At 48.6% G+C, this 13,270-nt stretch carries 9 protein-coding genes; all 9 read left to right on the top strand.

Annotated features, from left to right (window positions below):
- The first annotated feature begins 314 nt into the window (after positions 1–314).
- The 9 genes from GT360_RS11880 (at position 315) to GT360_RS11920 (ending at position 13,251) form a co-directional block, all read left to right on the top strand.
- On the top strand, positions 315–1,997 hold the full coding sequence (locus GT360_RS11880; protein WP_164649081.1) for an ABC transporter substrate-binding protein: 1,683 nt from the start codon (positions 315–317) through the stop codon (positions 1,995–1,997).
- Between the two features lie 159 nt (positions 1,998–2,156).
- Complete coding sequence (locus GT360_RS11885) at positions 2,157–3,143, top strand: ABC transporter permease (RefSeq protein WP_164649082.1); 987 nt, start codon at positions 2,157–2,159, stop codon at positions 3,141–3,143.
- Between the two features lie 2 nt (positions 3,144–3,145).
- On the top strand, positions 3,146–4,171 hold the full coding sequence (locus GT360_RS11890; RefSeq protein ID WP_164649083.1) for an ABC transporter permease: 1,026 nt from the start codon (positions 3,146–3,148) through the stop codon (positions 4,169–4,171).
- Between the two features lie 2 nt (positions 4,172–4,173).
- Positions 4,174–5,157 carry an ABC transporter ATP-binding protein gene (locus GT360_RS11895; RefSeq protein WP_164649084.1) on the top strand — a complete coding sequence of 328 codons (984 nt, stop codon included), beginning with the start codon at positions 4,174–4,176 and terminating at the stop codon, positions 5,155–5,157.
- A 35-nt stretch (positions 5,158–5,192) separates the two neighbouring features.
- The gene (locus GT360_RS11900) at positions 5,193–6,188 is read left to right on the top strand and encodes an ABC transporter ATP-binding protein (RefSeq protein WP_164649085.1); all 996 of its coding nucleotides are present in this window, start codon (positions 5,193–5,195) and stop codon (positions 6,186–6,188) included.
- A 52-nt stretch (positions 6,189–6,240) separates the two neighbouring features.
- Entirely contained in the window at positions 6,241–7,956 is a 1,716-nt protein-coding gene (locus GT360_RS11905) for a glycoside hydrolase family 9 protein (RefSeq protein WP_164649086.1), read from the top strand.
- Positions 7,953–8,828 carry a glucosamine kinase nucleotide-binding domain-containing protein gene (locus GT360_RS11910; RefSeq protein ID WP_164649087.1) on the top strand — a complete coding sequence of 292 codons (876 nt, stop codon included), beginning with the start codon at positions 7,953–7,955 and terminating at the stop codon, positions 8,826–8,828. Before GT360_RS11905 ends, GT360_RS11910 begins: the two co-directional genes overlap by 4 nt.
- Before the next feature lie 8 nt (positions 8,829–8,836).
- On the top strand, positions 8,837–10,759 hold the full coding sequence (locus GT360_RS11915) for a beta-N-acetylhexosaminidase (protein WP_164649088.1): 1,923 nt from the start codon (positions 8,837–8,839) through the stop codon (positions 10,757–10,759).
- 86 nt (positions 10,760–10,845) lie between these two features.
- Entirely contained in the window at positions 10,846–13,251 is a 2,406-nt protein-coding gene (locus tag GT360_RS11920; RefSeq protein WP_164649089.1) for a glycoside hydrolase family 94 protein, read from the top strand.
- Positions 13,252–13,270 lie beyond the last annotated feature (19 nt).

The following is a 13,270-nucleotide window of genomic DNA, read 5'->3' on the forward strand; positions in this document are numbered from 1 at the left end:
ATAAGAAATCAAGACTATAAAATGCGAGTGATATCTCAAGGCAACCTACGCTTAAAAAAACAGCAACCAACACAATATAAACGTAATTGACGTTGCACTTTAACGTTTTAACGGTTTTAACGAGAATTGGAATTGCCTATTCTGCGCAAAGGGTGTTTTCTTACCTTACCTAAGGCCTACAGGCCACTCGACGTAACCTTGAAATCAAACGCATTGTTACCCCTCATCGAGGTAGGTCTTAGTGAGAAAGGCTCACATTGAGTGCTTCTCTATATTCCACATAGTGAAACTAAAGCAAATAGTAAGGAACAGCTATGCTTACCAATATTAAAAAAACTGCACTGGCTACCGCGGTCATCGCAACTGCAACCACAGGCTTTGCTTCTGTTGCAACAGCGGCAGAGCGCAGCGAGCTGACAGTCCACCCTAAAGAGTTCACGACTTTTGTACGTAACTTTAACCCTTACCTAGGGGCAACTAACCTGCATACGACAACGGACTTCATGTACGAACCGCTTGTTGTTTTTAATGAGATGCACGGAAACAAGCCTGTCTTCCGTTTAGCAGAAAACTACACGATGTCAGACGACCTAATGACAGTAACGTTTGACATCCGTAAGGGTGTAAAGTGGTCTGACGGCGAAGCCTTTAACGCGGATGACGTGATTTTCTCTTTCGAGCTAGTAAAAGCCAAGCCAGAGCTTGATCAGAGCGGCATCAACTCTTGGGTAACCAGTGTTGAGAAATTGAACGACTACCAGGTTCGCTTTAAACTTACCGAAGCAAACTCAAATGTTCCTTACGAGATTGCTAAAGTGCCTGTCGTTCCAGAGCACGTCTGGAGCAAGATTGATGATCCAGCAACCTTCACCAACGAAAACCCTGTCGGCTCTGGTCCATTTACGGTCGTTGATACCTTTACACCGCAACTTTATATCCAATGTCGTAACCCGAACTACTGGGACAACGACAATCTAGAGGTTGATTGTCTGCGCGTTCCACAAATCGCTAACAACGATCAGTTCCTTGGCAAGGTGGTAAATAGTGAAATGGACTGGACATCTTCATTTGTTCCAGACATTGACCGCACCTATGCAGCTGCAAGCCCGAACCATCAGTACTGGTATCCACCAGCGGGCACTCAAGCCTTTGTTGTGAACTACAAAAACCCAGATCCTGCGAAGCAAGAAGCACTAAACAATGTCGACTTCCGCCGCGCATTCTCTATGGCGCTTGACCGTCAGACTATCATTGATATCGCATTCTATGGTGGTGGTACGGTGAACGACTTTGCATCAGGTTTAGGCTACGCATTTGAGGCTTGGTCTGATGAAGCTACGCATAAGAAGTACCAGAAATTCAACAGCTACGATGCTGATGGTGCAAAGGCACTGCTTGCTCAGGCTGGCTTTAAGGACACCAATAAAGATGGTTTTGTTGAAACACCATCAGGTAAGAAATTTGAGCTACTGATTCAATCACCGAATGGCTGGACGGATTTTAATAACACTGTGCAGCTTGCCGTAGAACAGCTACAAGAAGTGGGTATTCGTGCTCGAGCACGTACGCCTGATTTCTCTGTATACAACCAGTCGATGCTTGAAGGCTCTTATGATGTTGCGTATACCAACTACTTCCATGGTGCGGATCCATACACCTACTGGAACAGTGGCTACAACTCAACACTGCAATCTGGTGATGGTATGCCTCGCTTCGCGATGCACTTCTACAAAAACGATCAGCTAGATGGCCTACTTGATAGCTTCTACAAGACCGCTAACCGAGATGAACAGCTAGAGATCGCCCACGGCATCCAGAAGATCATTGCAGCGGACCAAGTGACTATCCCTGTGCTGTCTGGTGCTTACATGTACCAATACAACACAACGCGCTTCACTGGTTGGTGGAACGAAGAAAATCCAAAAGGCCGTCCAAACATTTGGGCTGGTATCCCTGAGCGTCTGCTACACGTACTGGACCTAAAACCAGTTAAGTAACGTTCTTTTCTTGCGGCGTACCCTCGTGCGCCGCCTTTAAAACCTCTTCTAACTATTTTTTGTATGGCGCTTAGCGTCAGGGGTTTGTTCGCTCAAAATTTCGCTAGGAGCGACCTGAATCCAGAAACAGGAATTATCTGGGTGAGTAAGGTGTGAGTTATGGGTTACTTTTTAAGACGTCTAACGTTCTATTTAATTGCGCTGCTTGTTGCAGCAACTTTAAACTTTATTATTCCACGAGCAATGCCGGGTGATCCCGTCACCATGATGTTTGCTCATACCACGGTGCAGGTGACACCAGAGCGTATCGCAGCAATGAAAGAGCTACTTGGCTTCGTTGATGGCGGTTTACTGGTTCAATACCTCACCTACATGAAAAATATTCTGACCTGGGAGCTAGGAACCTCGATTCAGTTCTACCCGCTTTCAGTGAATGCACTCCTTGGCAGCGCTTTTGGTTGGTCTCTCTTCCTCGCGGGTACCGCTGTTGTGCTCTCTTTCTCCATTGGTTCGATTCTTGGCATTTTTGCCGCTTGGAAACGCGGTAGCAAATACGATGCGTTTGTGACGCCAGGTATGCTGATTCTTCAAGCCGTACCGCAAGTAGTCATCGCAATGCTCGCACTGTTTACCTTTGCAATCGGCCTAAAATGGTTCCCGACTGGTTATGCCTATACCGCAGGTACGATCCCTGATTGGACAAGCTGGGAACTTATAAAAGACGTCGCTTATCACGCTGTTTTACCTCTATTTTGTGCCTCAGTTGTGCAGATTGGTGGCTTCCTGGTGAACATGCGCAACAATATGATCAACCTATTGGCTGAAGACTACATCACGATGGCCAAAGGGAAAGGCTTGAGTGAAAACCGCGTGGTTTTCCACTACGCCGCACGCAACGCCCTACTGCCAAGTGTCACAGCACTATCAATGTCTCTAGGTATGGCCATTGGTGGTCAGCTCATTATCGAGATCATCTTCAACTATCCAGGTCTTGGCTCTGTCTTGTTCAACGCGATCAACGCTCGTGACTACCAAGTTCTCCAAGGACAGCTTCTAATCATGACGCTATTCATGCTGTTCTTTAACCTCGTTGCCGACATGCTTTATGTGGTACTCGACCCTCGTCTACGTAAGGGTGGTAAATAATCATGAAAGAATTTGCAAAACTCATCTGGCGCAACCCAATGGCTCTGACTGGGGTCATCATTCTTGCAGCCTTCCTATTCATTGCAGCTTTTGCTCCACTACTGACTCAACACGCTCCCGACAAGCGCACGGGCAAGCCGCATGAGTACCCAGGTTTCGTGGTAAAAGCGGCGCAGAACAACCCGACAGGTTGGATCTCTGAGAACCTAGCCACCGATCGTCGTACGCTTGCGATGTCAAAAGATGCAGAGCATGTGTTAGGCACAACCCGAATGGGACGTGATGTCTGGTCACAAGTCGCACATGGCGCTCGTGTATCGCTTGCTGTGGGCTTTGGCGCTGGTATCACTGTCTGTATTCTCGCGACAGTGATTGGGGTGTCTGCGGGTTACTTTGGTGGACGGGTCGACGATGTGCTGACCGCAGCAATGAACATTATGCTGGTGATACCACAATACCCGCTACTGTTTGTCGTGGCCGCCTTCATTGGTGAAGCAGGCCCACTAACCATTACCCTGGTGATCGGTTTTATGTCCTGGGCTTGGGGGGCGAGGGTGATACGCTCACAAACACTTGCTCTACGTGAGAAGGAGTTTGTTAAAGCGGCGGAAGTACTAGGGGAATCCTCTTGGCGCATCATTTTCGTCGAGATTCTGCCAAACCTTATCTCTATCGTAGGGGCAAGTTTCATCGGCTCAGTGATGTACGCCATCATGATGGAAGCCACTCTTTCATTCTTGGGACTTGGCGATCCGAACACCATCAGCTGGGGCATCATGCTGTACAACGTACAGACCTCCTCTTCGATGTTGATTGGCGCTTGGTGGGAGCTACTCGCTCCATGTATCGCCCTAACATTACTCGTTACTGGTCTTGCTCTTCTCAACTTCGCCGTTGATGAGATCGCTAACCCTCAGCTTCGCTCTCACAAAGGTATGAAGCGCTGGAAAAAGCTGGCTAAACAAGACAAAGAAGACCGTGAGCCAGAGATGGCACCACAAAATGCACTTTGGAGCGGAGATAAATAATCATGACTGCACCTCTTATTTCTATCCGTAACCTCTGCGTAGATTACATTACTGATGCCGGCGATGTGCGCGCGTGTAATAACGTGAGCTTTGATATCGCTCCAGGTGAGGTGTTTGGCCTCGCTGGTGAATCTGGCTGCGGTAAATCAACGGTCGCCTTCTCGCTGATGCGTCTGCATAAGCCGCCTGCTTTCATTACCGGTGGCCAAGTAATCTTCAATGGTGAAGACATACTCAAGTACAGCGATGAGCGCATGCAAGCATTTCGCTGGAGTGAAATGTCCATGGTGTTTCAAAGTGCAATGAACGCTCTCAACCCTGTATTGACCATGGAAGAACAGTTCTGCGATGTCATCATGCGACACACCAATATGACTCGCGAACAAGCCAAGCGTCGCGCTGAAGGTCTTTTGGAGATTGTTGATATCCACCCAAGCCGATTGAACGACTACCCTCACCAATTTTCCGGTGGTATGCGTCAGCGTTTAGTGATTGCCATTGCTCTGGCGCTGAATCCGAAAATGATCATCATGGATGAGCCGACAACGGCGCTCGATGTCGTTGTTCAGCGTGAAATTCTGCAAAAAATCTACGCACTAAAAGAAGAGTTCGGCTTCTCGATTCTCTTCATCACTCACGACTTGTCTTTGATGGTGGAGTTCTCTGATCGCATCGGAATTATGTACTCGGGTGAACTGATTGAAGTTGCTCCTTCAAAACAGATTCTAGAGAGCCCATACCACCCTTACACCAAAGGTCTAGGCAGCTCATTCCCTCCACTCACTGGGCCAAAAACCAAACTAACGGGTATTCCAGGTAACCCTCTTAACCTGCTGGAGGTGCCACAAGGCTGCCGTTTCCAAGCGCGCTGTGATCGTGTGCACGAAGCTTGTTCCCGTGTGCCAACCAACCTACGTCAAATTGAGCCAGGCCGCTTATCAAACTGCCATCTTTATGGTGAGCCGATTGCACAGGCCCAGGTTTAGCCCTCTAGCAGTAATTAAAGATTTTGGAGAATACTATGAGTACACAATTTGGCGAACTGTTGATTGAGGGTAAAAACCTGATCAAAGACTTTCCAATCAACAGTAATGCACTCAACCAACCTATGATGCGTGCGATTAATGACGTGTCGTTCAAAATGTACAAAAGTCGCGGCCTATCGGTTGTGGGGGAGTCAGGCTCTGGCAAATCAACCACTGCCAAAATGATCGCCAAAATGTATGCCCCTTCTGGCGGAGCGATTGAATACAAAGGACGTGACATTCAAGGCATTGAGTCTAAATCGGACATGATGACTTACCGAGAAGGCGTACAGATGGTGTGGCAAGACCCGTTTGGCTCTCTCAACCCAACCCACACCATTTTCCACCATATTGCCCGCCCTCTGTTGATTCATAAAAAAATCACGTCAGGCAACAAGAAAGAGCTCGAAGAGCGCGTGTACGACCTGCTCGAGCAAGTTGGCCTGATTCCGCCAAAAGAGACGGCGGCGAAGTACCCTCACCAACTTTCTGGGGGACAGCGTCAGCGTGTGAACCTTGCTAGAAACATTGCGGTGGGCGCTGAGGTTGTACTGGCTGATGAGCCAACTTCGATGCTCGATGTTTCAATACGTGCCGGTGTCCTCAACCTGATGGAAGAGATGAAGTTTGAAAAGAAAATGTCGCTTCTCTACATCACCCACGATATCGCAACTGCGCGCTACATCGCCGAAGATCTTGCGGTTATGTATGTCGGACACATGGTGGAGTGGGGCGATACTGAGGAGATCATTCACGATCCACAACACCCTTACACCAAGCTTCTGGTCTCAGCAGTGCCTGATCCTAGTAAATCGATTCACCACAAACTCGAAGGCAACAAAGGAGAGATTCCTCTTTGGACTCCAGAGTCAGCAGGCTGCCCTTTCGCTGGTCGCTGCACTCATGCGAGTGAACGATGCAAAGAGAAACTACCTAGCGTAACTCAACTCTCTGATAACCACTTTGTGCGTTGTTACCTATACGAAAACTAGAACGATATGGGAGGTTCACCCCTCCCCTTTTCAAATGCCTCGGAGAGGGTAAATGAAACTATTGATAAACCACATCGGCTACACCCCGGCTAGTCCTAAACTTGGGGTCGTCATGCTAGAAAGCGCTGAGCCGATTACCTCACTCGACCTTGTCTGTGCGCAGACAAACCAAGTGCAGCTGCAGCTAGCGGTGACTCATTCAGGATGTTGTGACCATTGGCACCAAGGTGAATTTGCAACAGTCGACTTCTCGCACTTTGGTCAGACAGGTGAATATTACTTACGTGCCCACGATGCACAATCTGAGCGATTTACCATCGGCGAAGACTTGCTTTTTCAGCGCACATTTTCCGATGTTCTTCACTACTTCAAATCTCAACGCTGCTCTGGAGAGTTTGAGCGACAAGACACGAAGGCAAAGCTCTACGGCTCTGATGAGAAAGTCGATGTTCATGGTGGTTGGTATGACGCATCGGGTGATGTGAGCAAATACCTCAGCCACTTATCCTACGCGAACTATCTCAATCCACAGCAAACCCCGATGGTGGCTTGGAACATGTTAAAAGCGGCAAGCTTGCTGAAAGACAAAGCAGAGTTTGCAAAATTCAGTCGCACACGGCTGTTTGATGAAGCGCTGTATGGCGTCGATTTTCTCTATCGTATGCAACACCCCGATGGCTTTTTCTATATGACCGTTTTTGATAAATGGAGCAAAGACCCTGAGCAGCGAGAAATCTGTGCCTACGCGACTCAATTGGGACACAAATCTTCCGATTATCAAGCGGCATTTCGCCAAGGTGCAGGTATGAGTATTGCGTCACTCGCTCTTGTATATCAACTCGGTGAAACGGGAGATTACACCAGTAACGACTACCTCATTGCGGCGGAGCAAGGCTATCACCATCTTAAAACTCATAACCTTGATTACCTAGATGATGGTGAGGAGAACATCATCGATGAATATTGTGCCTTGCTTGCTAGTGTCGAGCTCTACAAATCAACCGATATCGACTTCTATCTTAATGAAGCTCGCTCATGGGCAAGCGCCTTGGTTGAACGTCAAGTCTCCGATCAACACATCCAAAATTACTGGTCTGCCAATGAAGATGGCTCTCGCCCTTACTATCACGCGTCCGATGCTGGGCTACCCGTCATTGCTCTCAATGAATTTCTCACCATTGAATCAGACACTCAGTTAGCTGCTCAAGTGCAAACGGTCATTGAGCAAGCATGTCAATTTGAACTAGACATCACTCATAAGGTCGCCAACCCATTTGGCTATCCTCGCCAATATGTCAAAGGCGTAGATGAAGAAAAAAGAGAGGCGTTCTTTATCGCTCACAACAATGAGTCAGGCTACTGGTGGCAGGGTGAAAATGCTCGTCTAGCCTCACTTGCATCCATGGCTTGGCTCGTTCAAGACACCATTGATTCAGTACAAGTTCGTGAAGCGCTCAATGAATATGCACAACGTGCCATCGATTGGGTCTTAGGCTCTAACCCTTACAACATGTGCATGCTCGATGGGCACGGTCAAAACAACCCCAACTATTTACCGCAATTGGGTTTTAGTAATGCTCGTGGCGGTATCTGTAATGGCATTACCGCTGGCTTCGAAAATGAGCGCGACATCGCTTTTAACCCTGAAAATCAAAAAGACGACATGCTGCAGAACTGGCGTTGGGGTGAACAGTGGATTCCTCATGCAGGCTGGTTCCTATTGGCGATTACTGCCCAAAGCATACTCTCGGTAGGAGCAGATAAATGATTGAATATTATGTCGGTATTGATGGGGGGGGGACCTCATGTCGCGCGCGCATTCGTGACAATCAAGGTCGCCTACTTGGAGAAGCAAAAACCGGTAGTGCCAATATTCTATTAGGGGTGGAGTCGGCAATGGGCTCAGTCATTGAGGCCATTACACAAGCGGCGATTCAAGCCAGCTTGACCATAGATGATTATCGCTACATGCATGTGGGCCTCGCTTTAGCTGGTGCCGAGCAGCGTGATGCTTGGCAAGCATTCAAGTGCCTAACACACCCATTTAAATCAATCACTCTCAACACTGATGCCTACGGCGCTTGTCTAGGCGCACACAATGGTGACGATGGCGCCATCATGATTGCCGGCACTGGGTCTTGTGGCCTTTTGCTACTTAATGGTGAACAGCATGTGGTTGGGGGGCGAGAATTCCCCATCTCAGACCAAGGGAGTGGTGCGGTAATGGGGCTGCATCTCATTCAGCAAGTGCTACTGATTCAAGATGGCGTTGTTCCTGATAGCCCGCTCGGCCAAGAAGTGATGAGTGAGTTTAACAACGATATCGATGCCATCGTTGCTTGGTCTAAAACAGCTCTGCCTCGTGACTACGGCCAATTCTGTCCAAGAGTGTTTTACTTTGCAGAGCAGCGAGACACTTTAGCGGTTCGCCTCCTTCAACAAACCGCACAAGATATCGAGATGTTCCTCAATGCCTTAATTACCAAAGGGGCGACTCGCATCTGCCTAATGGGCAGTATTGCACAGCGTATCTTACCTTGGCTTTCGCCGCCGATTCAGCAGTGGATTGTTGAACCTCAATTCGACGCGATTGAGGGAGCAATCATGCTCGCGGGTCGCCCTGAACATAACCTATATTGAGGTGAGTTATGAGCTATCGAGTAGACTTTAATGTTGTATCGCAACAAGAGAATCTCAGTCGTTTGGCTGTGACCTTGCACAACCTGAGTGACGATACCATTACCATTAAGCGCTTCAACTTCATTTTTGATCGTTTCATTACCCCGAGCAGCGTCAAAGAAGGGGACTTTTCTCAGGTTGGAAGTTATTGCCAGTACACCCCTCACTCTCCTCTGTTGCAGGCAAACACGAGCATGTACTTTGAATTTGACGTCGTGACTTTCCCGCTGCGCTACCTGACCGATGGATTGAAAGACGCTTCCATTGATATCAAGGAATCAAACGAGACACTGCCGGTTACGCTGACGCCTTTTGTTTTGCTTGAACCGATAACTCACACACCATCGATTGACGACGTAAACGAGGAGTGCATCGCTCTGATTCCTAAGCCATTAAAGCAAACTGAGACTCAGGGCTATTTGGAACTTGGACGAACTTTCAACCTTATCTCTAGTCACCCGCAAGCAGATAACGCCCTGAACTGGCTGCAAACCGAAGCGCTGCAACTGCTCGGTTTGAGCTTAAATCGAGTGCCATCTGATGCTAATCCAAGTGTCGATTTTCTGCTCAACCCGGTTCTGGAAAGCGAGTGCTATAAAATTACCATTACCGAGCTTGGCTGCCGCGTTGAAGCCAATGATCGAGCTGGCTTTCATAACGCTAGCGCGACTTTACTGCAGCTTTTCACAATACGCTCCAACGGTGAATGTCGTTTGCCGCTATTGACCATTCAAGACCAGCCACGCTTTAACTACCGCGGCTTTATGCTCGATTGTGCTCGCCATTTTCACTCGCTAGAGAGTGTCAAGCGACTCATCAATCAACTGGCCCACTACAAAATCAACACCTTTCACTGGCATCTAACCGACGATGAAGCTTGGCGTATTGAAATCAAAGCGTTGCCGCAACTCACCGATATTGGTGCTTGGCGGGGACCGACATTACCCATTGCTCCACAGTTCAGCCACGCGGCACAGACTTATGGCGGCTATTACACCCAAGAAGAGATAAAGGATGTCATCCACTATGCGCAGCAACGTGGCATTACCGTTATCCCTGAAATCGATATTCCGGGGCACTGTCGAGCGGCGATTCGTTCTCTTCCAGAGATGTTAGTGGATGGTAATGATTTCTCTCAATATCGCAGTGTACAGAGCTACACCGATAATGTGCTTTCTCCCGCGCTCGCTGGGACCTATGAGTTCCTTGATATTGTACTCACTGAAATCGCAGAGCTATTCCCTGCAAAGTGGGTTCATATTGGCGCTGATGAGGTGCCTAAAGGCGTTTGGACCGATAGCCCTGCCTGCCAACAAATGATGGCTGAACAGGGTTACCAATCTCCTCTTGAGCTTCAAGGTCACCTTCTTCGTTACGCTGAACAGAAGCTCAAAAACCTTGGTAAGCGTATGGTTGGCTGGGAAGAAGCTCAGCATGGTAACAAGGTGAGTAAAGACACGGTTATTTACTCCTGGCTCAGTGAGCAAGCGGCCATTGACTGCGCCAAACAAGGCTTTGATGTCATTTTGCAGCCAGCGCAATACACCTACCTCGATATGGCGCAATCAGAATGCACGAATGAACCCGGTGTCGACTGGGCGAACGCCATTTCACTTGAGCACGCCTATCACTATCAACCGCTAGCCAGTATTGATGAGCGAGACCCTATCCATAAGCGCGTACAGGGTATCCAAGCTGCGATTTGGTGCGAAATTGTACCGAATCAAGAGCGACTCGACTACATGCTGTTTCCGCGCATTACCGCGCTAGCAGAGGTGATGTGGAGTAGCAACCAGCAACGCAATTGGTCCAATTACCTCGCCAGACTTAAAGGACACCTCCCAAGGCTGGAACAACAAAATATTGCCTATAGGCCACCCTGGGCTCACTGACACAAACACTAATGGCAAGCCTAGCTTGCCCACGCTAATTTGCAGATTTATCGCTGCCTGAGCAGCACACGAACAAGGAAATGACAATGAAATACGGCTATTTCGACAACCAAAACCGAGAGTACGTCATCACCAGACCAGATGTCCCTGCCCCATGGACAAACTACCTCGGCACCGAAAAGTTTTGTACGGTTATCTCACATAATGCTGGCGGCTATTCGTTCTACAACTCACCAGAGTACAACCGTGTCACTAAGTTTAGACCCAATGCCTCATTTGACCGCCCGGGTCACTATGTCTATCTGCGCGATGATCACAGCGGTGATTACTGGTCAATTTCGTGGCAGCCGGTAGCAAAAAGCCTTGATGAGGCATCCTATGAGGTTCGCCATGGTCTTTCTTACTCAAAGTTTCAGTGTGACTACAACGGTATTCACGCCACCAAAACTCTGTTTGTTCCCAAAGGTGAAGACGCCGAAGTGTGGGACGTGGTGATCAAAAACACCTCTGACACCCCACGCACCATCAGTGCTTTCTCATTTGTAGAGTTTTCTTTCAGCCATATCCAGTCAGATAATCAAAACCACCAAATGTCACTCTACTCTGCTGGTACTGAGTACAACGATGGGGTGATTGAGTACGACCTTTACTACAACACCGATGAATTTGAGGGCTTCTACTATCTAGCGTCAACTTTCTCTCCTGACTCTTACGACGGTCAACGAGATAACTTCTTGGGGCTTTATCGCGACGAGGCCAATCCTATTGCTGTTGAGCAAGGGCGTTGCTCAAACACAGCCCAGACCTGTTACAACCACTGTGGCTCTTTGCACAAACAGTTCACGTTGCAACCGGGTGAAGAGGTGCGCTTTGCTTATATTCTTGGCATTGGTAAAGGCAACGGCGCAAGACTGCGAGAGAAGTTCCAAGACATTGCGAATGTTGATGCTGCATTTGCTCAAATTAAGGCCCACTGGGATGAGCGCTGTAACAAGTTCCAAGTCTCCTCACCAAACCAAGGCCTAGATACCATGATCAATACATGGACCCTCTATCAAGCTGAAACCTGTGTGGTGTGGTCGCGCTTTGCTTCTTTCATTGAAGTGGGCGGAAGAACCGGACTTGGCTATCGAGATACTGCACAAGATGCGATCTCGGTCCCTCACTCTAACCCAGAGATGACACGTAAACGCCTCGTCGACCTCTTACGTGGTCAAGTGAAGGCGGGCTATGGTTTACACCTATTTGATCCTGACTGGTTCGATCCAGAAAAAGCCGATGTCGCCCCCTCAAAATCGCCAACGGTTGTACCTACCCCATCCGACGAAGATAAGATCCACGGCATCAAAGACACCTGTTCTGATGATCACCTGTGGCTCGTTCCAACTATCTGTAATTTTATCAAAGAGACGGGCGAAGAGAGCTTTATTGATCAAGTCATTCCTTATGCCGATGGGGGTGAAGCAAGCGTCTATGAACACATGAAGGCCGCACTCGACTTCTCTGCCGAATATGTTGGTCAAACCGGCATCTGTAAAGGGCTTCGCGCCGACTGGAATGACTGCCTCAACCTGGGCGGTGGTGAGTCAGCCATGGTTTCTTTCCTTCATTACTGGGCGCTAGAATCCTTCATTGAGCTTGCTGAGTATCGTGGTGAGCAAGACGATGCTGAAAAGTATCGTGCCATGGCCGAAGGCGTTCGAGAAGCATGTGAAACCCATCTTTGGGATGACGAAGGGCAGTGGTATATCCGCGGTTTAACCAAAGACGGTGACAAGATCGGTACCGCCCAACAAACAGAGGGAAGAGTTCATCTTGAGTCCAATACATTGGCCGTCCTTTCTGGTGCGGTGTCACAACAGCGTGGCGAAAAAGCGATGGATGCGGTGGATGAAAACCTGTTCTCTGAATACGGATTGCATCTGAACGCCCCATCGTTTGCAACGCCAAATGACGACATTGGTTTTGTTACTCGAGTTTACCAAGGGGTAAAAGAGAACGGAGCTATCTTCTCTCACCCTAACCCTTGGGCATGGGTTGCTGAAGCAAAATTGGGACGCGGCGATCGTGCAATGAAATTCTATGATGCGCTCAACCCGTATAACCAAAATGACATGATTGAAAAGCGCATTGCTGAACCCTACTCCTATGTGCAATTTGTAATGGGACGTGACCATCAAGACCACGGACGCGCTAACCACCCATGGTTAACGGGCACGTCAGGCTGGGCCTACTACGCGGTCACCAACTTTATCCTTGGTGTACGTACTGGTTTTGATGGCCTCACCATCGACCCATGTATTCCGACAGAGTGGCCAGAGTTCAGTATCACCCGTCAATGGCGAGGTGCCACGTATGAAATCAAAGTGCTTAATCCGAAGGGGGTGAGCAAAGGAGTGGCGTCGATAGAGGTCAATGGTGACGCTATCAACGGCGCTGTACCCATTTATGCACCTGGCAGCACCAACCATGTTGTTGTCACTCTAGGCTAACGACCCTATGAGCGACATC

This window comes from Vibrio astriarenae (assembly GCF_010587385.1).
GTDB classification, from domain to species: Bacteria; Pseudomonadota; Gammaproteobacteria; order Enterobacterales; family Vibrionaceae; genus Vibrio; species Vibrio astriarenae.

Bases quoted from the DNA above. Each gene is read 5' to 3' on its own strand.
- GT360_RS11905 (WP_164649086.1), top strand. From the start codon at position 6,241: ATGAAACTATTGATAAACCACATCGGCTACACCCCGGCTAGTCCTAAA.
- GT360_RS11910 (WP_164649087.1), top strand. From the start codon at position 7,953: ATGATTGAATATTATGTCGGTATTGATGGGGGGGGGACCTCATGTCGC.
- GT360_RS11900 (WP_164649085.1), top strand. From the start codon at position 5,193: ATGAGTACACAATTTGGCGAACTGTTGATTGAGGGTAAAAACCTGATC.
- GT360_RS11895 (WP_164649084.1), top strand. From the start codon at position 4,174: ATGACTGCACCTCTTATTTCTATCCGTAACCTCTGCGTAGATTACATT.
- GT360_RS11885 (WP_164649082.1), top strand. From the start codon at position 2,157: ATGGGTTACTTTTTAAGACGTCTAACGTTCTATTTAATTGCGCTGCTT.
- GT360_RS11920 (WP_164649089.1), top strand. From the start codon at position 10,846: ATGAAATACGGCTATTTCGACAACCAAAACCGAGAGTACGTCATCACC.
- GT360_RS11890 (WP_164649083.1), top strand. From the start codon at position 3,146: ATGAAAGAATTTGCAAAACTCATCTGGCGCAACCCAATGGCTCTGACT.
- GT360_RS11880 (WP_164649081.1), top strand. From the start codon at position 315: ATGCTTACCAATATTAAAAAAACTGCACTGGCTACCGCGGTCATCGCA.
- GT360_RS11915 (WP_164649088.1), top strand. From the start codon at position 8,837: ATGAGCTATCGAGTAGACTTTAATGTTGTATCGCAACAAGAGAATCTC.